This window comes from uncultured Imperialibacter sp., assembly GCF_963974565.1.
Lineage (GTDB): Bacteria > Bacteroidota > Bacteroidia > Cytophagales > Cyclobacteriaceae > Imperialibacter > Imperialibacter roseus.
The window spans coordinates 155,624-178,933 of the sequence record NZ_CAXBCJ010000002.1 but is presented as its reverse complement, the minus strand read 5'-3'; the positions used below and the strand labels follow the sequence as shown (position 1 = coordinate 178,933).

17 protein-coding genes are annotated in these 23,310 nt (G+C 47.1%); 14 read left to right on the top strand and 3 right to left on the bottom strand.

Annotated elements, in window-relative coordinates; genetic code table 11:
• The first annotated feature begins 127 nt into the window (after nucleotides 1-127).
• The 4 genes from AAC052_RS03545 to AAC052_RS03530 all read left to right on the top strand — a co-directional run bounded on the left by AAC052_RS03545 (nucleotide 128) and on the right by AAC052_RS03530 (nucleotide 4,009).
• Nucleotides 128-1,492: a hypothetical protein gene (locus AAC052_RS03545; protein ID WP_339810980.1), complete on the top strand. Its 1,365-nt coding sequence runs from the start codon at nucleotides 128-130 to the stop codon at nucleotides 1,490-1,492.
• A 22-nt stretch (nucleotides 1,493-1,514) separates the two neighbouring features.
• Complete coding sequence (locus tag AAC052_RS03540) at nucleotides 1,515-2,711, top strand: hypothetical protein (RefSeq protein WP_339810978.1); 1,197 nt, start codon at nucleotides 1,515-1,517, stop codon at nucleotides 2,709-2,711.
• 176 nt (nucleotides 2,712-2,887) lie between these two features.
• Nucleotides 2,888-3,394, top strand: a complete 507-nt coding sequence (locus tag AAC052_RS03535; protein ID WP_339810975.1) for a GNAT family N-acetyltransferase — start codon at nucleotides 2,888-2,890, stop codon at nucleotides 3,392-3,394.
• 93 nt (nucleotides 3,395-3,487) lie between these two features.
• A complete protein-coding gene (locus AAC052_RS03530; protein ID WP_317491653.1) occupies nucleotides 3,488-4,009 on the top strand; it encodes a DUF2911 domain-containing protein in 522 nt (173 codons plus the stop codon).
• 166 nt (nucleotides 4,010-4,175) lie between these two features.
• Here the strand turns inward: AAC052_RS03530 and AAC052_RS03525 are convergent, their stop codons facing one another.
• A complete protein-coding gene (locus tag AAC052_RS03525; RefSeq protein ID WP_339810972.1) occupies nucleotides 4,176-6,836 on the bottom strand; it encodes a tetratricopeptide repeat-containing sensor histidine kinase in 2,661 nt (886 codons plus the stop codon).
• Between the two features lie 555 nt (nucleotides 6,837-7,391).
• Between AAC052_RS03525 and AAC052_RS03520 the strand changes: the two genes are divergently transcribed.
• From AAC052_RS03520 to AAC052_RS03490, 7 genes are all read left to right on the top strand, one after another.
• The gene (locus tag AAC052_RS03520; RefSeq protein ID WP_339810970.1) at nucleotides 7,392-7,955 is read left to right on the top strand and encodes a Crp/Fnr family transcriptional regulator; all 564 of its coding nucleotides are present in this window, start codon (nucleotides 7,392-7,394) and stop codon (nucleotides 7,953-7,955) included.
• 70 nt (nucleotides 7,956-8,025) lie between these two features.
• Nucleotides 8,026-8,685, top strand: coding sequence for a hypothetical protein (locus AAC052_RS03515; protein ID WP_339810967.1), 660 nt, complete (start codon nucleotides 8,026-8,028; stop codon nucleotides 8,683-8,685).
• A 384-nt stretch (nucleotides 8,686-9,069) separates the two neighbouring features.
• Nucleotides 9,070-9,462 (top strand): hypothetical protein, encoded by a 393-nt coding sequence (locus tag AAC052_RS03510; protein WP_339810964.1) that lies wholly within the window; start codon nucleotides 9,070-9,072, stop codon nucleotides 9,460-9,462.
• Between the two features lie 114 nt (nucleotides 9,463-9,576).
• Complete coding sequence (locus AAC052_RS03505) at nucleotides 9,577-10,743, top strand: TlpA disulfide reductase family protein (RefSeq protein WP_339810962.1); 1,167 nt, start codon at nucleotides 9,577-9,579, stop codon at nucleotides 10,741-10,743.
• 147 nt (nucleotides 10,744-10,890) lie between these two features.
• Nucleotides 10,891-11,271, top strand: coding sequence for a hypothetical protein (locus AAC052_RS03500; protein ID WP_339810960.1), 381 nt, complete (start codon nucleotides 10,891-10,893; stop codon nucleotides 11,269-11,271).
• Nucleotides 11,272-11,472: 201 nt separating this feature from the next.
• Nucleotides 11,473-12,180, top strand: coding sequence for a DUF2071 domain-containing protein (locus tag AAC052_RS03495; protein ID WP_339810958.1), 708 nt, complete (start codon nucleotides 11,473-11,475; stop codon nucleotides 12,178-12,180).
• 32 nt (nucleotides 12,181-12,212) lie between these two features.
• Nucleotides 12,213-12,725, top strand: a complete 513-nt coding sequence (locus AAC052_RS03490; protein WP_339810955.1) for a hypothetical protein — start codon at nucleotides 12,213-12,215, stop codon at nucleotides 12,723-12,725.
• A gap of 11 nt (nucleotides 12,726-12,736) precedes the next feature.
• Here AAC052_RS03490 and AAC052_RS03485 read toward each other — a convergent pair whose 3' ends face one another.
• Both AAC052_RS03485 and AAC052_RS03480 read right to left on the bottom strand, forming a co-directional pair.
• Complete coding sequence (locus AAC052_RS03485) at nucleotides 12,737-14,098, bottom strand: ATP-binding protein (protein ID WP_339810954.1); 1,362 nt, start codon at nucleotides 14,096-14,098, stop codon at nucleotides 12,737-12,739.
• The gene (locus tag AAC052_RS03480) at nucleotides 14,085-15,458 is read right to left on the bottom strand and encodes a sigma-54 dependent transcriptional regulator (protein ID WP_339810952.1); all 1,374 of its coding nucleotides are present in this window, start codon (nucleotides 15,456-15,458) and stop codon (nucleotides 14,085-14,087) included. Before AAC052_RS03480 ends, AAC052_RS03485 begins: the two co-directional genes overlap by 14 nt.
• 420 nt (nucleotides 15,459-15,878) lie before the next feature.
• Here AAC052_RS03480 and AAC052_RS03475 point away from each other — a divergent pair, with 420 nt between their 5' ends.
• Genes AAC052_RS03475 through AAC052_RS03465 form a run of 3 tightly spaced genes read left to right on the top strand, consistent with a single transcriptional unit; the run spans nucleotide 15,879 to nucleotide 23,222 of the window.
• Nucleotides 15,879-18,323, top strand: coding sequence for an FtsX-like permease family protein (locus AAC052_RS03475; RefSeq protein WP_339810950.1), 2,445 nt, complete (start codon nucleotides 15,879-15,881; stop codon nucleotides 18,321-18,323).
• A 29-nt stretch (nucleotides 18,324-18,352) separates the two neighbouring features.
• Nucleotides 18,353-20,791 (top strand): FtsX-like permease family protein, encoded by a 2,439-nt coding sequence (locus AAC052_RS03470; protein WP_339810948.1) that lies wholly within the window; start codon nucleotides 18,353-18,355, stop codon nucleotides 20,789-20,791.
• A 16-nt stretch (nucleotides 20,792-20,807) separates the two neighbouring features.
• On the top strand, nucleotides 20,808-23,222 hold the full coding sequence (locus tag AAC052_RS03465) for an FtsX-like permease family protein (RefSeq protein ID WP_339810947.1): 2,415 nt from the start codon (nucleotides 20,808-20,810) through the stop codon (nucleotides 23,220-23,222).
• The last annotated feature ends 88 nt before the right edge of the window (nucleotides 23,223-23,310 follow it).

Below are 23,310 nucleotides of genomic sequence, written 5' to 3'. Positions count from 1 at the left end.
CCTGCCATTCCTTAATCTTTCCATTCTCCGGCTTCGGAAATTCAAACCAGCCCTTTGGAAGTTCGCTTGAAAATCCACTCCGGAACGAAAGCATCTTTGTTTAGTCACCGACATCTAAACAAAGAATATGGAACGGAAAACAACAATTGCAAAAGCCTCAGTAATTCTGCTCTTCTTCCTGGTCTTTTCTGCCGCCCGGGCACAGGAAAGTCAAAACACGATTTTGAATGGTTTTGAATCCGGCAACTACACGGTTTATAAGCTGGGTGAAAAAGGGAAGTTTGAGAAAGTTGGGAAGCCATGGCCGGTAGTTATCACCAAACAGGGCGGCAACGTAAGTGAGGTGCTGGTAAAACGGTCGGGCATTCTCGATGAGCCCTTTACTCCGGATGTGCCTGGCTATCCTGCCTACTTTGCCTTCAAAGACCTCAGGCTTTCGTTTCTCAATGACTATGGCGTTTACTACGAGTGGAATGGCAAGCAGGAAGCTACCACCAAATATGTGCTGGTAAAAGAAGGGGGCAATTTTAACCTGGATCCAGGAGCCATCAACAAGCTGGTAGCTGCCTACGCCACAGCCACCTTTAAAAACCAAACCAGCGCCAGGGACAATGTGAAAGCCGAGAAAGCTGAGCTGGCGGAAGCAGAGCGCAAAGCAAATTCGCTGGAAGAAAAAGTTGTTGCCAAAATTGACATTCAACTTACATCGCAACCTGCAAAAGTGGCCCACTTTAGTGAAGCCATCAAATACGGTGTCGTTGCAACGCTGAAGGATGGCTCAACGCTCAAGACACCCAACCTGGGAGGAAAAATACCCTGGGAAGACTTCGAGCTGGCGCACAAAGGCTGCAGTAATACCATCGACGAGGTACGGGTGGATGTGGACGCTTCATCACTAACCGACGATGTTGTTTTGCTCCAGATTACTTCCGTCTACCATCCGTCGTTAAAAGCGTCACTGGCCATCAATACGACCAATGATGTGAGCGTTCAGGTGAGCCAAAATGGTTTCTGGGGCAACGAACGTCATCAGCATATGACCGTTTTTCAGGGAGTCGATGGGCAGCATGCCGGCAATGGCGACGACCTGGTGATCAAAGTGCAGGCAGTACGGCACAAGAAAACAGGTGCCAGCCTCAACAAGATCGAAATCTACAATACCACCAAGGCCAAAACCGTCGCCCACTATAAGCTAACACCTGATACGCCGCTCATAGTAAACGCCAAAGGAGGTCAGGGAATGAACGGCAGCAAAGGTCGCCAAAGTGAAACCGCTGGCGGTAATGGTGGCAATGGCGGCAGCGGAGGCAGTGTTACCATCATCAAAGATCCCTCAGTGGCATCATTTAACATCACTATCAACAATCAGGGGGGGAAGGGTGGCAATGGAGGCCCGCCTTACTACAACACCGGCATTAAAGGCAACGATGGAAACCCAGGTGCAGACGGTTACACCGACACAAAAATCGCATCAGTAAATCTGAATTTTTAATAACCAATAAATAAGAACCAACATGAAAAAGTTAATTCTATCAATGGCACTGCTGGGCGTCTTTGTCCTTTTCAGTGCACAAGAAGCGCACTCCCAACTGGCTGGTGCACTGGCAGGTAAAGTGGGCAAAGGGAAGGGCGGCAAAGGCGGCGGAGGTGGATCATTTACGGCATTCAACGATGAAACCGATGCCATGGGCGTCACGGGTGAGTACTTCGGTTTGAGTGATGGCAAGGCTTATGGCCTTCGGTTTGTGAAAGAAGAAGGCGGCAAAATGGTGAATAAGCTTCACTACTTCGAGAAGAAAGGTGATGAACCACAGTTGAAGCTCGATTTGAAAGAAAACTACTATACCAAGCACCAGGTGAAGCTGTTTTACTTCTGGATCTCAGCAAGTGCCTCCGGTTATGTTGAGCTGGTGGAAGTCGACCCGGGCGTGATAGCACAGATCAAGTCTGACCGCAGCTATAACGACGGGCCTGTTGGCCTCGACGCCACCCGCACAGTGGTGGATGTTTACGCCAAAGACAAAGCCAGTTTTGATACCTGGGATGTGGAAACCGCCCAGGCCAAATTGGACATGCTGATTGGTAGCCTGAAGGCTGAAGAGAGCGAGAAAATCAAGAAGAACCTGATGAAGTTTGAGTCTTATGGTGGCTATGTAGGCAAAATAGCGTTCGCCAAGGGAACCAACTACCTGCGCAACCAGAGAGAAAATGAGCCGGTAGAAAAGGTCGCCAACTTTATCACCAAAGCGGAACTTGGTTCAACGGTGGCTTATAAGCCTTATTTTGAAATGCCACTGGAAGTGTCGCACCCAGGTGCCTGGTTCAACATTACTTACGAAATGCTTGGTGAAACTACCGATAGAGAAGTGCTGAGAAAGACCAGTTCAGTGTTCTCTGAGAACATTCCACAGATAGACAAAGACAAGGGAATCTTTTACTTCTTGTTTCCAAGGGTCACCGTCGACAATTCTTCAAATTCTGCTGACTACGCCTTCCTCGAACTTTTGAGAAAAAATCAGGAGAAACTGAAAGTGGGAGATGTTTACGACCTCAAAGTCACTATTTGGGCTTATAAAGACGGAGCAAATATTGACCCGGTAGCGTCAGGCACTATTCAGCTTGAATACACCAAAGAAGCTACAGGCACCAAGAAGCTATTGTTTGATCCGGTAGATGGTTGGGTGTCCAAGCTTGAGAAAGTATTAGACTAATTGGCGTTTAACACGGGAAAGTTAAAACCAACTGGCAAGTGCTGGTTGGTTTTTTTGTTTTATACCATTCTGGTGGAAAATATTCATTGAAGTCACTGAAATGGCAATTTCCCAGAATGGAAGGTAGGTGTTGAAATGCCGGATAATGCTTAACTTATCCTACGTTTTAGTAAGAGATGAAAATAGTTAACACACAACTGTCCGACCTGAACCTGATTTACCACCTGTTCGACGAATCAATCAGGTATCAGGAAGCAAAAGGTTATCCGGTCTGGCGCAACTACGACAAGGGAGCGATCATCAGAGACATTGAGCAAGGCAATCAGTACAAGGTGGTTGCCGGAGCCGATCTACTTATTGTGTTTAGTGTGGCCTATTCTGACAAGCTCATTTGGAGAGCCATGGATCAGGGTGATGCTGTGTATCTGCACCGTATTGTGGTGAACCCTGTTTTTAAAGGACAAAGGCTCTTTGGCCACATTGGGGATTGGGCGAAGAGCCATGCCAGGCACAAAGGTCTTAGCGCTGTAAGAATGGACACCTGGGCAAACAACCCTACCATTGTCAACTACTATCAGGGATTCGGCTTCACCTTCGTCGAGAACTATATTACGCCCGATAGTGAGGAGTTGCCTGTCCATAACCGGAAGCTCGGGCTGAGCTTATTGGAGCATAGGTTGTAGCGTTTTGGTTAAGATATTTCTCGTAATTATCGTATCTTCCCTTTGGAACCAACCGGTTACAATTATTTCCAGTTTACTCATAACTTATCCACCATGAAAAGTACTTCAATTAGAGTTTTCGGACTTTCAGTCCTTTTTGTTTTTGCTGCACTTGTTTATGCCCAGGCGCAGCCAAAAAGCCCCAAAATGACCGCCAATGGAAAGGTTGGCGATGCAAACATTACCATAGAGTACAGCAGCCCTTCTGCAAATGGCAGAGAGATTTGGGGTGGACTTGTGCCCTACGGCAAGGTTTGGCGAGCAGGAGCCAATAATGCTACCACCTTTGAAACCGACAAAGACATCATGGTAGGTGGTAACAAACTTGCCAAAGGCAAGTACAGCATCTACATCATTCCGAACGAAAAAGATTGGCAAGTGATATTCAACAAAGAAGTGGGGCAATGGGGTATTAACAGAGACGGCACCAGTACCAGAAAGCCAGAGAGTGATGTTTTTATAGTAAAGACTACACCGACGGCAGCCGATATGCAGGAGTCGCTTTCTTATGCGGTGGCCGGAGATAGCTTTACCATCGCATGGGAGAAACTGAAAGCGTCAGTACCGTTAAAATAGGCTGCGTTTTCTACTCATACAGAATACCCGCTGGCTTGTGGATTTTGAATCTTCACCAGCGGGTATTTTTTTGAGGTTTGCTTTGCTGCTCCCGCATCTGCCTTGTTGCTTAGGAAAGACTGATGAATCAGGTAATAAAATACTGTTGATCCCCTTACTCATTAGATCAGTTTTCGGAGGGGTCAAATAGCTTATTGGCAAGCACTTGTTTCTTGCTTTCCAGCGGAATTGTGATTGTAACAGAAGTACCTTCATTGGGCGCTGACTCAACTTCTATCGAACCGTGTAATATATCAAGCTGTGCTTTTACGAGGTAAAGGCCTATCCCACGCCCCGCCACGTGTGTGTGAAATCGCTTGTAGAGCTTAAATAGCTGTTTTTTGTAAAGCTCAGCGTCAAATCCCAGCCCATTGTCGGTAATTTGTATGACTGCACTGGCGTCTACTTCCCAACTTTTTGCTTTTACCACCAGGCTTCTGTCCCACGACTGGTACTTGATAGCGTTGCTAAGCAGATTATGAAAAATGCTTTGAATCATAGACTGAACAGTGAATATCTCTGGCAGCGTCGAAAAATCGCTTTCAATTGTCTCATTCCCTGTGAGGCTTTCTTTCAACGACCGAATACTCTCCTGCCACTCCTTTTTCAGATCGACAGGCTCACGGTAATGACTGGGTGTTGTTCTTAGGTCCAGGAGCTGCCCTAAGTCTTTAATGATTTGATCCAGGTCTTCTGCCGTGGTGCCCATTAGGCCGATCAGCTCCTTTGAACTTGTGTCATTCTGCTGTCTGCTTGCTAAATCGGACAAGCCGAGCAACCGGGCCACTGGCCCACGAATATGGTGAGAGACGGTATACGAAAACTGCACCAGCTCATTGTTATATTTAACAAGCTCCTGGTTCGTTTTCACAAGCTCGTTTGTTTTTTCTTCCACTAGCTGTTCGAGACCCCGGTTAAGCTCGCTGATCCTTTCGTTGTTAGCGGCCAGCTCTTCCGACTGCACCTGAATGCGCTGGTTTTTTTCCACAATAGTGAAGTGCAATGCCTTGATTCTTCTATAGAAACGATAGTAGGCAACGGCCACAAAGCTAAGCAATGCGAGGCCGGCGAGTCCCACGATCAGAAGCAGAAACTGCTGATCCAGCTTCGATTTCTGTAGGGCAATCTGATTGTCAGCCAACAGCTTTTCTTGTTGCAATGCCTGGATATCCCTATCTCGCTGATCGATCTGATGCATTTTTTCAAGGTTGGCGAACTTCCTGCTTATATCAGATTTGTGCAGCGAATCCTTTAACTGACTGGCTTTCATGGAGTAGGCCAGAGAGGCTTCGAATTGCCCCTGAGCCGCCAGCAGATCCCGCCGGGTGTTGAAACACATAATCAATATCTCATTGGCTTCTGTCAAACCGCAATAGTATTCGGCCTTGTTGAGAAAGTGATCCGATTCTTTGAATTTTTTTAGCTTAAAATAAGCATCTGCCATGCCCCAATTAACTTGTGCGAGACTGTAGTCTGACTGGGCTTCATCCGCCAGCTCAAGACTCCTGCCATAATACACAAGGGCTTCTTCATACATCTTTTGCTTCACCCTGAGATAGCCCAAATACATCATGGCATCGCTGCTGCCCCTTTTGGCGTCAACTGCCTGAAAAACATTGAAAGCTGAGTCCAGATTGTTTTGTGCCTCGTCAAACCTGCCTAATTCTGTTAGCGTAGCGCCCTTAAGTAGAAAAGCCGTGCCGATTTCTGCTTTCAGTTGGGTGTCAGTTTGCAGAGCTATGACTTCATCGGCCAGCACAACGGCTTGAGGGAAATCACCCAACCGATAGTGAATCCATCCCATGGTGGTGATAATGCTGCGAACTTCTGCATTGAACCCACGCAGCTTGCAGAGTTCAAGGGCAGGATACAAATGATCAAGGGCCAGTTCGTATTCAGCTCTATGGGCAAATTCAAGACTGACGTCCATTTGCAGGGTGACATATTTGCGGATGAGTGACTTTTCCAAAAAATAGCTACTAGCGGAATCCATGAGTACCATTGCGTCGTCCACGTTGCTCTTTTTAAACAAGATCAACCCTTTGATATGGAGGATGTCGTAACGGCTTTCTTCATACTCATTGGCACTGGCTGCAATCTTTTCCGCATCTGAAAGGATGCTGTCTGCGGCACCTGCATTATTGTTCCTGATGTTGTTATTCGCCTTTAGCAGAAGGGCTTCAATCAGCAATGCTTTTTTAGGCAGTCTCCTGCGTATGGCAATGGCGCTGTCGAGGTATGTTTGCTGCTGGTCAATTTTGTGCTGTTGCCCGTAGGCAGCACTCATATTACGGTAAATTTTCGAAAGGGTGGCAGGATCTGACTCATCGCTAAAAAAGAAAAGGGCTTTATTGAAGAAATACAAAGCTGAATCAGTGGCAACTTCTTCCAGCGACAGATTGCCAAGCTGGAGAAACGAATAGCCTGTATTTTTCCTGTCTCCGATCTGCTCCGACAGCCGAAGGCCCTTGTGTAAGTGAACATGGGCGGGAGCAAGAAAGCCGGAGAGGTATTCATTAACACCTTTGTACGTATAGGCTACGGCTTCTCCCTTACGATAGGCAATCTTCTTGCTTAACTCAATCGCCTGCCGATTATATTGTTGTACCTTCTCATTATCGACAGTGATGAACTCGTAGGTGAGCTGATTAAGGATGTCAACTTTCACTTCATTTTTTGACCTCGTCAATACCTGCTCAAGGCTATCGGTCGTGGATAGCTGGCTTAGGCTTATGCTGCTGATGCACAAGGAAAGGCACAACAAAATGAAACATCTAAAAGGAGGCATTGATTGAACTAAGGTCGGATAGATCGAAGTCTCTTCTGATCAAAAGTCATAGCTTACCCGTGTCAGAAGATCACTTTATAATACAAGTTTTTAATGATATATCATAAACCAGACGGCTTCGAAAATGTTCTTGAATGAGCCAACGGTTAGGAGATAGTAGGTGCAAAATAACATAAATGAACAGTCATAGTCAAAAACATTTAGAAGGTATTAAACTGATTTTCAGCACTTTTAGTTGATTGAAAAAACTAAAGAGGAGGGAGGGAAGAAGGCCAAATTTGTGGATTGGGTTTGTTGTGCCCGGCAACACCAATCCATCTGGTAGCAGCAATCTACAGATCCACATTTGACCATTATTTTTTACAAATTTCCCCTTGCTTAGGTATCAGGTTCTGGTTCGAATGGGGTTCGGCTAACTTCCATAATGCGTGGGCATTGGGTTACTGGTGAAAACAATGTGAAGTCTCCCTATTTATAGCTATATTCCTGATGTATGCCGGATAGTGAATACCCTACCCTGAGCTGGTGACGCTCAGCACAAACATCGGAACAGCTATGATCGATTTTTTGAGCTTTTGCAACAGGCTTTCCCCACTCGATAAAGAAGCGTCCGACGATTTGCTGGAGAAACTAACGAGCCGGACAATTGAAAAAAATGACTTCATTTTGAAACGGGGAGAGGTATGCCGTCACCTGTGCTTTGTCGACGAAGGACTAACCAAAACATTCTTCACCAGCGAAGACAAAGAATTCGTCATGCGCTTCTTCGCCGAGTATTCCATGCTTACCGTGCTCGACAGCTTTGTGTCCGAAATGCCATCGAATTATGGAATGCTGGCATTGGAAAAAACGAGGATTACCTGTATCAGCAAGCCTGACCTGGAGCAGCTTTGTGCCAAACACCACTGTGTGGAGACTTTTTTCAGGAGACTGGTGTCGATGGCGGCGGCAAATATGATGAAAAGGGTGAGTGAAATGCTGGAAGATAACGCTACCGCCCGCTACAACCACTTTGTAGCGAATGAGGGGCAGCTCCTGCAACGGATCAGTCTGGGTGACCTTTCCAATTATTTGGGAGTCACGCAAGTAACCCTCAGCCGTATCAGGGCCAAGAAGTGATTTTTTAACATTTGTAAAAAGACGGCTCAGCTTTTCTTCGAAAGTTTGCATCAACCAACTTTTTACAACCATGCAAACATCAAGTATTTCCAGAATTTTTAGCCTGATCATCGCCCTTGCCTTTTGTATCATCATGCCAGTGGTAGGATATTTGAAAATAGGCCTTCCACCTGTCGTTATTATTGGTAGCTCTGCCACCGTGGGCTTCTTGTTTTGGTATTTCACCTACCTTAAGAATCCCACTGACCCTAAGATCATTTTGCCATTGTTTTTGCTCACCGTGGCCGGCCTGCAAATCCACATCATTGAAGAGTATGAAACGGGCTTTGCCCCAGCCATGAGTCGGCTTTTCGATATTCCCTGGACAGAGAGAAGTTTTTTAATCGTTTTCTCTCTTGTAGGGCCGACTATCTACACATTAACTTCGCTGGGCCTTTATTACCGGGTGCCGCTGGCTGGCTTTATCGCCTGGTTCATCTTCATCGGGCCAGGCGTGGCAGAATTTACCCACTATGTCTTTCCGTTGCTGACGCCCAGCCTGGAGCCTGGCAATGTGAGCAACATTACGCAAACCATCCACGGCGTGGAAGTAGCAGACATGCCCAACTACTATTACAAGACAACTGGCAGCTACTACTTTTCAGGTATGTGGACGGCCTTCCTGCCAATGATACCGGGCATCTATTCGATTTACAGGCTGATGAAGGAGCATAGACTCCAGACGAAGTAGTGGACTTGCTGGCAAGCATATGTGCCGTACCTACGGCACTTGGCGAAAAAAAGACGTTACATGGTGAGCTTACCGGTGTGTCGTCCCTACGGGACTGGGCAGCGGTAGCTCTCCTGTGGGGCTTTGCAATTCCCATTAAGCCATAAAGTTTGCCTCAGTGCCACCATAGCCGTCTTGACAAGTCCCATAGGGACGGCATCTTGGTGGCTTGGGTGGTGGCAGCGAGGCGGAGTGCCGTAGGTACGACACATATAAGTTCGCCGATCCCTCTGCATGTTTAGTTTCGTATTGAAAGTTGTGGGGGAAATGCAGAATTGGCGAGGCAGCGTTTCCCGCTCAGCGGATTGTACAGTATATTCCGCCTTTTATCTCAGCACACAAAATATGAAGACCAAAATTATCATGACACTGGCAGCGGTTATATTGGGGACTGCCGGTATTGCCCTGACCTTTATGCCCGATGCCTTATTGAATTATGCCCATATGGAGGAGAGTGATACCGCACTGCTGCTGATGCAAATACTGGGCGCCTTGTACTTCGCTTTTGCCATGCTCAACTGGATGAGCAAAGGCAGCCTGATAGGAGGGATATACAACCGGCCAGTAGCCGTAGCCAATATGACTCACTTTCTGATTGGCGGACTGGCCCTGGTGAAAGTGCTGATGTCAAATCCACACGCTTCCCACCTTATCTGGGTAACTGGGGTCATTTACGCAGCATTTGCCATATGTTTTGGCATTATTTTCTTCCGTCACCCGATTAGACAAGCGAATTGATGGAATGGGAAGCCGATGGTGGGGTGCTTCAGGCTAACTAAGTAGAAGTTCTGTAAATGCGTATTTTCGATTGTTTTCTTCCTTTTACCAGTGATACAAATTGAGGTAAACACAATGACATCGCTACCGTTACTTTTCGCATTTATCAGCTTGTTTCCAGGAACTCGTTTATATGATAACGACATCCTGCTCAAAACCATTTCCACGCTCAATTCCCTGAAAACCATTGAGTACCTGCACCTGTCTCAAAGAGTAGACAAGAATGAGACAAAATCCAGCCTGGATAGTGCCGTTTGTTTCTTTGACTTTGCTGCTGGCGACAACACAATTGGGGCGAGGTACCATTTTAAATCAAATTACGGAGAGGAAGTTTTCAACGGAAAGACTGAATACAATTGCAATATTCAAGAGCGTAGGATTCTGTTTGCTAACACGCCAACAAAAGGCCATTTAGGCGGATCTTTTTGGGTTCGAAACTCTATGCTGTCTCTCAGGAGCTTATTGCCACTAATGATGAAGGATCCTTCTGTTGTCATTGTGCAGCACGAGGATGAGGTGGTAGATGGCCGGTCTTATTACAAACTCACCATTGAGTTAAAAAACAGGAGAATTAGAGACGGAATAGATATAGTGGAGCAAAAGGGGATAGTACTTGAGCAAGAATTGCTGATTGACAAAGAGACCTATCTGCCTTATAGCTATCGAACGATAGTTCCCGGAAATCAAGGATTTCAATTGGTTACTTTCAAGCACATCAACACCAACGCCAGAAGGCCCGACAGTATTTGGACGTATGAGCGATATCCATCAGCATTTTCAAGACAGACCTATGAGGAGTTTGATGCAGCCGAGGCAACTAACATGACGACAAAAATCGGCAGCATGGCTCCTGGTTGGAAGCTCCCGATGGTTGACGGTGATTCTGTAAGTCTGTCGAGCCAAAAAGGCAACCTGGTGCTGCTCGAATTTTGGTTTCCCTATTGCAAAGGCTGCGTGGAAGCCGTGCCAGCTATCAATGCCCTCCAGGAAAAGTATAAAAAGAATGGATTGAGGGTGTATGGCATTGAAACGCTCAATTCCAGCTACGACAAATTAATCCGCTACATAAAAAAGTATAACATCGAACCCCCTACATTATACAACGGCAAATTAGTGGCCAGGGAATACGAAGCCCGTGTAGCACCCACCTTTATACTGCTGGACAGAAAAGGCAGGTTCGTTTATATCAGGGAAGGCTTCGATAAGGAGGAGATCATCAAGGCAATTGAGGCGAATTTGTGAGAGCCTTCAGTTTTTACAATAGATAAAGATAGAAATGGCTGTTTGGTACCGGCCTAAAAATAGGGGACATAGGAAATAGATTGGCTGATATTTTTTTTCATTTATAGTCTTGAATAAATATATTTAAAGCAATCAACGAAAATCTCCATGAATACAATCTTGTCAATCTTTTTACTCTTTTGGACGACAATCGGAAACCCAATTTTTGATTCAGGCAAACCAGAACAAACCGTTTATTTTTTTTGCCATTCCAGATTGATTGACGTTTCACCAGGAGAGCGACAACATGTAGTGGTAACGGGTGTCTATTCGAAAACGACTAGCGACCAACAAGTTTGGGAGATGGTTTCAGAATGGACAGATTTTGTAGAGAACGAGTTTGAAAAAGGCCGACGCCGGACGTCCGATTTAAATCACTACAGGACACTGGAGGAAGCAGAAGCACACTTGGAGCAACGGTTGGTAAAAGACCTTGATAGGAATAATACCTTTGTGGAAAAGGTCACTTTTGAATTTGACGTTAAATAGCCTACAGGATTGGGTTTTTCCATTTGCCGGAAGTTTAGTCGCAGCCTATCTTGTAGTGGTGAATATCAAGCTCTATGGTTATTTCAGTTAGAACGTATGCCACAACAGATACACCTAAAAAGGGCTGGCGAGCGTAACTAAAAAGGTTAGGGATTTCTAATAGTTACTTGTCAACAAGACATTGGCACTACACAACCGCATATGAGCTTCCTCAAGGCAGAATGGAGAAAACTGGCTATTGCGAATTACGCAATCGATCCAAAAGTATTGGCCAGACATATTCCACCCAAAACTGAATTGGATTTGTGGAACGGTACCTGTTATGTCAGCCTTGTCGGCTTCATGTTTTTGAACACCAGGCTACTTGGAATACCCATTCCATTTCATCGCAACTTCGAAGAGGTAAATCTGAGATTCTATGTCAGATTTAGTGACAGAGGTGAGTGGAAAAGGGGAGTAGTTTTTATAAAGGAAATTGTTCCTAAGCCAGCGCTGACTTTTGTAGCGAATACAGTTTACAAGGAGCATTACCAGACCATGAAAATGTCTCATGATTGGGTCGAGCACGAAAATAGCAGAACTGTAAAATATTGTTGGTCTCTAAAGGGTGAAGAGAATGTGTTTTCGGTTAAAGCAGCTCTCGATCCAACAGTTATTGCACGGGGTTCTGAATCTGAATTTATCACTGAGCATTACTGGGGATATACAAAGGCCGGGAAGAATTCATCTCTTGAGTATGAAGTAACTCACCCAAGGTGGGATTGTTATGAAGTTTCTGAATACAAGATAGACGTCAACTTCGGATTGGTTTATGGAACTGAATTTGGCGAACTCTCCAACCTCCAACCAACGTCAGTTATGCTTGCAGAAGGATCTGAAATAACTGTTGAGAATAAAAGGACGATATAAGAGAATCGGTACCATAGTACCTTTGAATGAGCATGAATTCTGAAAGACAAATTGTTCGAAAGCTTGATCTATTTCCACACTATCCTTCGATATTGTTCTCCTTTTTCTACCTATTCTTTGTCCTGTATCTTTTGAAAGTATCGTTCGAGTATCAATCCGATATTATGTTCGATCTAACGCCAGTTCTCCTTACTCTCGGCGCATTAGTCATCCTTTCTTTTCAAATTCCAGGCTGGGTCAACTTTGTCAAATTCTTTGGAAAAGAGAAGAATTTGGTCATTATGATAGAGCCTGGCCACAGGGTAACGGTTAGAGGCCAATTGATTGAGAGAAAAGAGATCAAAACAATTATGCATTTTAAACACATTATCCGCCGAAGAGGCGCTGCGTTTGATCTGGAGTATGTTGCAATTATGCTTAATGCCAAAAAAGCATTGCCTATTGTTATTTCTGAACTGATCGTCAGCCCAAATGAACTGATCGAACTCTTAGACATAAAAGATAAGTGCGTTGTATCCGAGAAAAGGTTTTACCACTTCGTTTAGCCTGTTGGTTGTCACCCCACCGGCAATCTCACCACCATCTCCGTAAACACCCCCTTTTCCGAATACACATGGATGCGGCCCTTGTGTCGGTAAATGATCTGCCGACTGAGGCTAAGGCCTATGCCGGAACCGTCCTTTTTGGTAGAAAAGAAAGGAATGAAAATTTGCTCGAGCTTGTCGGCGTCGATGCCGCTGCCGTTGTCTTTGATGGCAATGTCCACCCAGCGGTCTCCCGGTTCAAAGCGCCAGGTAATGAGCGGGGCGTCGCATCCATCTAGCGCATGGATGGCGTTCGTCAGCAGGTTAATGAACACCTGCTCCAGCAGTTTGCGATCCCCTTGAATGGTCAGGTCGGTGCTTTGCTCAGGCATTTGCACCTGAATGCCGGCTTTTTGTAGTTCTGAAGCCATCAGCAGGTTGATGGAGCCGATCATGCTTTTCACCTCAATAGGCGCCGGCTGCAGCTCCGGCACCCGGGTAAACTTGCGGTAGTCTTCCACAAATTGCAGCAGGCCCTTGCTGCGCAGCTGTATCGTTTCCAGCGATTCCACCATGTCGCTGATCGTTTCGTCCGTCAGGTCAGCCACCTTTTTGGCTTTGCCATTGGGTTGCTTTAGCACCATGATCATGGTTTCCGTCAGCGACAAGAGGGGAGTCACCGAATTCATGATCTCGTGGGTGAGCACCCTGGTGAGCTTGATCCACGCCTCCAGCTCCTTCTGGTCAATCTCGTTGGCAATGTCCTTGATGGTGAACAGCCTGATGCTTTTGTCAATCAGCTTGAAGGCATACAGCGACACACTCAGGTATTTCTTGTTTCCACTGATGGTGATCTCCAGCAAACGACTTTCACCATGACTGAGCTGCAGCAGCTGCGCCATCGCCTCGGAGTTTTCCGTCTTCAGGTTTTTCCAGTTGGCCACATTCGGAATGTCAAGCAGGGTTTGGGCTTCGGGATTGATGAGGTCGATGTGCTCTCGTTCGTTGATGGCGATGATGCCCGTGGGGATATGCTCCACAATGCCCTGCAAATACAGGTACTGTGCCTGTCGGGAGAGCTCCGACGCCTGAATGGTGTTAAGAATGAGATCGAAGGCTTTGTGAAGCCGTTTTTCAGAAGGATCGATTTTGTCCTGCCGAAAGCCGACAGTGAAGTCCCTGGTTTCTATGGCTTGCAGAAAGCGGGTAAGGTTGTCGTTCGTGCGGCGGATAAACCGCCACAGATCGCTAATTTGGAAAATCGCCACAACCGCCAGTACCAAAGGGGTATATATCAGCTCAAACTGCGTGAATGAGTAGGCAATTGCTACCAGCGTTGCCAGCAGCAGGCCAGTGCGGATAGTGAGCCACAGAAGGAATCTATTTAATACCATACTTCTCCATTCTGCGGTATAGGGCCAGCCGGTCGATGCCCAACTCACGGGCTGCCCGGGTCACATTGCCCTGGTGTTTTTTGAGTGCTTCGTTGATCAGCTTGAGCTCGTTTTCCTGCAAGTTCAGCGTTTCCGGTGGCGAGTCAGCAGCCGCTGTTTTGGATGGGCTCAGGTCAAAGTAGTTGATGGTCGAACCCTCGGCCATAATCACGGCCCGCTCCATGGTGTGCATCAGCTCCCGGATATTGCCGGGCCAGTGGTGATCGGTTAGCTGCTTGTTTGCCACATCAGAAAGCTGTAGCGCTCCCTTCCTGTATTTTTTGGCAAAATGGCTGATGAAATGACTGGCCAGTAAGAGGACGTCGTCCCGCCTTTCTCTCAGCGTGGGCAGGGTAATTTCAATGGTATTGATGCGAAAGAGCAGGTCTTGCCGAAACTCCCCGTGGGCAACCATTTGTGCCAACGGCTGGTTGGTGGCGCTGATCAGCCGGAAGTCGATGGGGATGGGTTTATTGGAGCCCAGTCGGGTGATGGTTTTTTGTTGCAGCGCAGTCAGGATTTTGGCCTGAGAGGCAGGGGAGAGGTTGCCTATTTCATCAAGAAAAAGGGTGCCACCTTCGGCCAGTTCAAACTTGCCTGGCTTGTCTTCTCTGGCGTCAGTGAAGGCTCCTTTCACGTGGCCGAACAATTCGCTCTCAAATAGCTTTTCGTGCAAAGAACCCGTGTCTACCCTGAAAAACACCTGGTTGTTACGGGTGGAGAGGCTGTGCAGGTAGCGGGCCATCACATCTTTGCCGGTGCCGTTCTCTCCCAGCAGCAGCACGTTGGCATCCGTCGGCGCTACCTTTTTGATGGTCGCCAGCACTTGCTTGAATGCAGGCGAGTGACCAATGAGTTCTTCCTCCAGCAGCTTGCCACTCTCGGTGATGTCGGTGCTAATCGCTTTGTACTTCTCCGCATTTTTTTCGGCGGCTTTCAGCTTCAGTGCATTCTGGATCGTGGCCAGTAGTTTCTCGTTCGACCAGGGCTTCACCACAAAGTCAGCGGCTCCGGCTTTCATGCCTTCCACGGCCAGGTTGATGTCGCCGTAGGCAGTAAGCAGAATGACCTTGAGTAACGGGTCTTTGGCCAGCAGGTTCGTCAACGCCCTTAGTCCTTCCTCACCAGTGTTTTCTCCCCGCTGGAAGTTCATGTCGAGCAATACCACATCCGGATGGAACTGCTCCATCAGGGCAAGTGCCTCACTGGGATGCACGCTGGTTTTCACACCCTCATAGTGATGTTTGAGGAGCATCCGGGCTGTGGTAAGTACGTCCCGGTCGTCGTCTACAATAAGTATTTTGGATGGGTGAAGGGGCATTTGGCGGCTAGTAGTTATTTGATTTTAGTTAATAGTTATTGGGCAACGGTGTTCGTTTTTACGGTTATTGCGAGGCACCGTGAAATTACCCATTGGGTGAAAACACTCCCGTGCCGTGGCAATCTTTCTGCTAAATACGATCACTAAGCTTGTGTTCACCTTCAACAGATTGCCACACTCGCTACCCGATCCGGCACATAGATCATCTGAATCTGGCTCACTCGCAATTACCGGTATCAGCAGTATGCTATGACGTCACGAAAGAAACTGTATCAAAAACAAACACTTTTTTGTAGCAAAACCAAACACCTAATCCAACTATATTTTCATACTATATTCGTAACAAACTGACAATGAGTAGTTTAAACTTAATGGCACAACATTTTCTTAACTGGCTGGCATACTATTAACTTTAGCACCATGTTCAGAAACTATCTCATCACAACCATTAGAAGCTTCCGCAGGAACATCAGCTATATGCTGCTCAATGTTTTTGGTCTGGCATTGGGCATCGGGTGCTCCCTCGTTATTTACAGGGTGATCACCTATGAGCTCAGCTATGACAGGCACCATGAGAATTTTGACCATATATACAGGGTAACAAGGGCCGATCATCAACCCGACAAGATAGAATATGGTTCAGGTGTCCCACACCCGCTGGGTAGTGCTCTGCGGGAAGACTATTCTTTTATAGACGAAGTAGCAAAGGTCGATTACCAGTATGGAGCGATTGTAGCTTCGTGGGAAGGTGATGTGCAGCTTCGCAGGCTCAACGAGGACGTGGGTATCGCCTACGCTATTCCTGAATTTTTCAAGGTTTTTACTTTCGAATCTATTTCGGGTGACCTCGCCAAAGGCGTGGAAGAGCTCAACTCGGCTGTGATTTCTGACGAATGGGCAAAAAAATATTTCGACCTGACCGACGCTACGCTGGAGCAGGCCCTAGGCAAGCGGTTGACGATTAATTCAAAGCTATCCATTACTATCAAAGGTATTTTCGAGGCGCCTCCTAAAAACAGCGATTTCCCCTTCCATTTGATCATTCACTACCATAACCTCAAGGACATGAATCCTTATTATGAGGATGGTACGAGATGGAATAGCACCAGTAGCTCAACCAACTGTTATGTGCTGATTAAGAACGAAACCGATAAGGCGCAACTGCTGGCGTCTTTTCCTGAGTTCGTTAAAAAGTACTACGACGAAGACGCCGTGGAAGAGCTGGAGTTTGGTTTACAGCCGTTGTCCGACGTGCACTTCAATGGCGAATATGAAAACTATGGCGACCGCACCATGGATATGCGACTGATCATGGCACTTGGAGTGGTAGGACTGTTTCTGATCATCACTGCCTGTATCAATTTCACTAACCTGGCGACGGCTCAGGCAGTAAAAAGGTCTAAAGAGATCGGCATCCGTAAGGTAATGGGTGGCCACCGTGGGCAGCTTTTACTTCAGTTCTACAGCGAAACCTTTATCATTACTGCTATTGCCGCCCTCATTTCTCTGGCCATTGCAGAGCTATTTTTAATCCAGCTGGAGGACATTTTGGGCTACAGGCTGTCTATCAATTTGTTGGGGAATCCACAGATGTTGACGTTCCTGGTGCTGGCGGTGGTGAGTGTTACCGTGCTGGCGGGATTTTATCCATCGCTCATTCTGTCGAAAATGAACCCTGTGCTTGCCATCAAAAACAAGATTACTTCTGACAGGCACACCGGCGGGCTTTCGCTCCGAAGAGCGCTGGTAGTCATTCAGTTTGCCATCAGCCAGGCTTTGATTATCGGGACCATTGTGGTACTCATGCAAATGCGTTTTATTCAAAGTCAGCCACTTGGCTTCGAAAAAGACGCCATCATCAATGTATATATCCCTGATCAGGAACATCCGCAAACACTTGAGACCATGCGAAACAGGCTGCTGGGTGTCAGTGGGATTGAGGCCGTTACTTTCTCGCTGGGTGCACCACTTGCTGGCAGCAACTCGAACTCTAATTTCAGTTATCCCGATGGTGGCGTTACCGATCAGTACAGCGCCAACTTCAAAATAGCCGACGAGAACTATATCGATTTTTACGGTCTGCAACTATTGGCCGGCAGGAGCATCAGGCCATCCGATTCTCTTAAAGCGGTTGTCATCAACGAGCAGGTCATGCACATCATGGGCATCGATAATCCAGCCGAAGCAATTGGCAAAAAGCTAACAACTGGCTTCAACGGAAACAAAGAGGTGGTAGGAGTGCTCAAAGACTTTCACATTTTCTCCCTTCACTCCGAGCTCAGGCCTGCGATGATTATTTACTACCCTGGTGCATTCTATGAAATGGGGGTTAAGCTTTCCACTACAGGTGATGCGGTGGCAAAAATAGATAACCTGGTAGCTGAGGTCGACAAGGTATGGAGCGAGACCTACCCGGACTTTATCTTCGATTATGATTTCCTCGACAAGCAGATTGCCGACCGCTATCAAACGGAGAAAAACGTCAGCCAGTTGTTCCTTATCTTTTCAGGCATCGCCATCTTCATTGGTGGTCTCGGGTTGTACGGGCTTATTTCCTTCCTGGCCAACCAGCGGGTCAAAGAAATTGGCGTTCGTAAAGTGCTGGGTGCCAGCATGGGCGAAATCATCTTTATTTTCAGCAAAGAGGTGGTTGTGTTGCTGGGTGTGGCTTTTGTGGTTGCAGCGCCGCTTACCTACTGGGTGATGCGGGGTTGGCTCGATGACTTTGCCTATAGCACACCATTTAGTCCGGTGTTCTTTGTATTGGCCATTAGCGTATCTCTTGTTATAGCACTGGCAAGCACTGGCTACCGTTCGTTTCTCGCTGCCCGGGTCAATCCAGTCGAATCATTGAGGTCGGAGTAATCATTTTCCACCTCTTAAAAGCCAAGGATATGATCAGAAATTATATCATTACCACGCTGCGCACTTTCCGGAGAAACCCTGGTTATATGTTTCTCAATATTTTGGGACTCTCACTGGGCATTGGCTGTTCACTGGTGGTTTATTCGATCGTGTCGTATGAGCTGAGCTTTGACAAACATCATGAAAACTATAACCAGATTTACCGGGTAACCCGCTCGTTTCAGGAGCCCAACAAGCTCTATCATGCTACCAATGTGCCGCATCCATTTGGAAGCGCACTAAGAGAGGAGTCTCCGTCCGTTGACGAAGTGGCGATGGCGCATTATCAATACGGAGGTGTAGTAGCGTCATGGGATGGCGACAAACAGCTCAAAAAGCTGAGTGAAGAGGAGAACATGGCTTTTGTGACGCCCTCATTCTTTAAGATCTTCACTTTTCCGTCATTGAGTGGAGACCTTGCCAGGGGCGTAGAAGAGACCAACTCGGGGGTTATTTCTGATCGGTGGGCCAGGAAATATTTTGACGTGAGGGGTGATGATTGGGGAAGTGTGATTGGGAAGGTTATTTCAATCAACTCTCGCCTTAAGTTAACTATTAAGGGAGTGTTTCAGGCGCCGCCGGCGACCAGCGACTTTCCCTTTCATCTGCTGATACACTATCACAATATCGCTGACTTGAGTGATTACTATCAGGAAGGCAAATCGTGGAGCAGCATGAGTAGCGCCACCAACTGCTTTGTGCTTGTAAAGGATAAGACAGTAAAAAGTAGCTTACTCAGAACCATCTCGGAGGTTTGGAGTCAGCATCATTCAGAAGACGAGGTTTCGAGGACCTCTTTCGATTTGCAGCCGCTTTCCGATATCCACTTTAATGCTGACTATGGGAATTATGCCGGCCGTGCAGTGGACATGGATCGCTTGTGGGCCCTTGTCGCCATTGCTGCATTTCTGATCATTACTGCCTGTATCAATTTCACCAACCTTGCCACTGCTCAGGCTGTCAGGCGCTCTAAAGAAATAGGCATCAGAAAAGTGATGGGCAGCCATAAAGTGCAGCTGGTGTTTCAGTTTTATTCCGAAGCATTACTCATCACACTTTTTGCGGGGTTTTTAGCCCTGGCTGTGGCCGAAGTGTTTCTTATACAGTTACAGGACATTCTCGGCTATCACCTTTCTGTTGACCTCGGCAGTCACCCAAATGCAATACTATTTCTTGCGGGAGTAGTGTTGCTGGTTTCACTGATGGCAGGTTTGTACCCGTCGCTGGTGCTGTCAAGAATGAATCCGATTCTGGCCATAAAGAACAATATATCAGGAAGGCATGCCGGTGGACTGTCAGTCAGAAGAGGGCTGGTGGTTGTGCAGTTTGTTATTAGCCAGGCATTGATCATTGGCACGCTGGTTGTCTTTCTGCAGATCAGGTACATGGAAAACCAGCCCCTGGGCTTCACTAAAGAAGCAATTGTTACCACCTATTTAAGCAACCCCAACCCAAAAGACATTGAGGAGCTTCGTAACAAGATTAACAGCATTAGCGGGGTGGCCGATGTGACATTCGGCATGGGCTCTCCAATTGACCGAAATACTGCCAGTGGCGATTTCAGCTATCCCGATGGAGGAGTGACGGAATCCTATAGTGCCAATTATAAAGTAGTAGACGAGTACTATGTTGACTTCTTTAATTTGGAGCTGCTTGCGGGGCGAAACATCAGGCCTTCCGACTCTTTGAAGCGCATTGTAGTTAACGAGCAGGTACTGAAATTCATCGGGATTTCGAGTCCGCAGGATGCCATTGGCAAAAGCATACAATCAGGTTGGGGTGGAGAGAAAGAAATTGTGGGTGTGGTGAAAGATTTTCATGTGCAAAGCCTTCACAGTGACCTGGAGCCCGTGGTTCTTCTTTATTATCCTCCTGGCTTTTTCGCCATTGATATCAAGCTGGATGCCAGTGCACCCTCTTTGGCGGGCATGGAAAATACGATCAGTGAAATTGACAAAGTATGGCTGGAAGTTTACCCTGAGGCTATTTTTGACTATACATTTTTGGAAGACGATATCAGTGCTGCCTACCAGTCGGAACGGAACCTAAGCAAGCTGTTCACTATTTTCGCCGGCATGGCCGTTTTCATAGGGGCGCTGGGCCTTTTCGGACTTATTTCGTTTGTGGCTAACCAGCGAGTGAAGGAGATTGGCGTGCGCAAAGTGCTGGGCGCCAGCGTGGGGCAGATCATGTATATTTTCGGCAAGGAGACCGTGCTTTTGCTTGGAATAGCGTTTGTCATATCCGCTCCTGTGGCCTTTTGGTTGATGAACGACTGGTTGCAGAACTTCGTCTACCGCATGGATTTCAACCTGCTGATCCTCGTTACTGGCTTTGGCTTCACGTTGGTTATCGCATTGATTAGCACGGGTTATCGGGCACTGAGGGCTGCCAGTTCGAATCCGGTGGATTCTCTGAGGTCGGAATAACCAAAAATTAACCGCTATGTTCAAAAACTATCTTGTCACCGTTTACCGAACTTTCAAAAGACATCCCAGCTTTCTGCTGCTCAATGTACTTGGTCTTGCACTCGGCATAGGTTGTTCCGTGGTCATTTACCTTATTGTTAACTATGAGCTGAGCTATGAGAAGCACCATGCTAATTTTGATCACATTTACAGGGTAACCAATGGTGAGAGTGCCTCTGTGCCACACCCAACCGGGGATGCCTTAATGGCAGACTACGCTTTTGTCGACGCCGTAGCCAAAATCGATTATGAGTATGGCGGTATCATAGCGTCGTGGGAGGGGGATAATCAGCTAAAGAAGATGGAAGAACAGGATGGGCTGGTATTCGCCTCTCCCGGTCTCTTTGACGTTTTTACGTTCCCGGCATTGGCAGGCAACCTAAAGAAAGCTGTGGCTGAGCCAAATTCAGCGGTTATTTCCGACGAGTGGGCCACCAAATACTTCGGTATCAAAGACGGAAACTTAGACCAAGTTATAGGAAAAAGGATGACGATCAATTCAACTCTGAGCGTAGTCATCAAGGGGGTATTTCTGGCACCTCCTGCCACCACTGATCTCCCTTTTCAACTAGTGGTGCATTACGACAATCTCGGCGATTTTGACTCTGATTATGAAGATGGACAAGACTGGGATGCCACCAGTAGCAGTACCAACTGCTATGTGTTGCTGAAAAATGAATCGAATAAGGATCAGCTGTCCTCAGCACTACCAGGCTTAGCAAAAAAGTATTATGGCGAGGAGGATGACGGCAACCGTTTTGGACTTCAGCCGTTGTCTGATGTACACTTTAACCCGGTCTTTGGCAACTTTGGTGACAGGGTGATGGACTACAGACTGCTCGGTGCTTTAGTTACCATCGCCTTTTTTCTTGTGATCGCCGCTTGTATCAACTTCATCAACCTGTCTACAGCGCAAGCTTCAAGAAGAGTCCGGGAGATTGGCATTCGCAAGGCCATGGGTGGTCACAAGGGACAGCTGAGAGCACAGTTTCTTACTGAGACTTTCTTCATCACCTTGTTGGCCAGCTTTTTTTCGTTGGCACTGGCGGAGGTGATGTTGCTGGAATTGCAAGACCTGCTCGGCTATAGGCTGTCGGTAAGCGTGGTCAACGAGCCAGGACTATTGGCATATTTGGTGGCCATTGTCACGTTGGTGACACTGGCAGCGGGGCTCTATCCGTCGCTGGTGCTGTCTAACATGGGGCCTGTAGCGGCATTGAAGGGCAAAAGCTTCCACGGAAAAGGGCTGCGTGGCATCTCGGTTCGAAAGGCGCTGGTCGTCTTTCAGTTTATGATAAGCCAGGCTTTGGTGTTCGGCACATTGGTTGTGCTTTTGCAGACAAAATTTCTTCAGGATCAGCCGCTGGGGTTCGACAAGGAGGCTATTATCACCACCTGGGTGCCTGATCAGTCGGCCATCACTGCTCTCAGAGAGAGGATTCGGGCTGTCAATGGTGTAGATAATGTGTCCTTTTGCATAGGAGCACCCTTGTCGTCATCGAATTCCCATGCTAACTTTTATGAACCTTCTGTTCCCAAGGAGCAGAGGGGTGACCTTGGTGCCAACTTTAAGGCAGTTGACGAAAACTATCTGTCGCTTTTCAATATAGAATTGCTGGCCGGCAGAAATCTCCGGCAGGCTGACTCTGCTTCGGCTATTATTGCCAGTGAGCAGTCGATTCATGGGTTGGGCTTTCAAACCCCAGCTGAAGCTATCGGGGCAAAAGTAAGAACTGGTTACGACGACAATGTGAGGGAGATTGTTGGGGTTGTAAAAGATTTTCATGCTCAAACCTTGCACCAGGAGCTGAAGAAAGTGATACTGCTTTACTATCAGCCTGAATTTTACACGATGGCAATCAAGTTTTCTGCCGGCAGTTCATCTGCGGTTGCCAGCGAAACCATTGCCGAGGTAGAAAGTATCTGGAATGAAACGTTCCCTGAGTTTATTTTCGATTACCGGTTTCTGGATGCTTCTATTGCCGCCAAGTACGAGACTGAGCGGAACCTGGCCACTTTGTTCATGATTTTCGCCTGTATGGCAGTGCTTATTGGCGGCCTGGGTTTGTATGGTCTCATTTCATTCATGGCCAACGAGCGGACAAAAGAGATAGGAGTGAGGAAGGTGTTAGGTGCCGGTACCTTTCAAATGCTTCTCATGTTTTGGAGAGAGGTTGCAGTACTGTTACTAATTGAGTTTGTGGTCGCCTCCCCGCTGGTTTATACACTTATGAGCAATTGGCTCAATGACTTTGCCTATCAGATAGACATTGGGCTCCCCGTATTTATATCGGTCTTTGCTGTTTCTCTGCTGGTGGCGCTGGTTAGCACCGGCTACCGGTCGATGCAGGCGGCCAGCTCTAATCCGGTGGATTCACTGAGGTCGGAGTAGGAGGTGACTCAACTAAAAACCCGGTCAAATAGTATTGCTATACTACATGACCGGGTTTTGTGTTTTTCAAAAGCACAACCTCACTTCT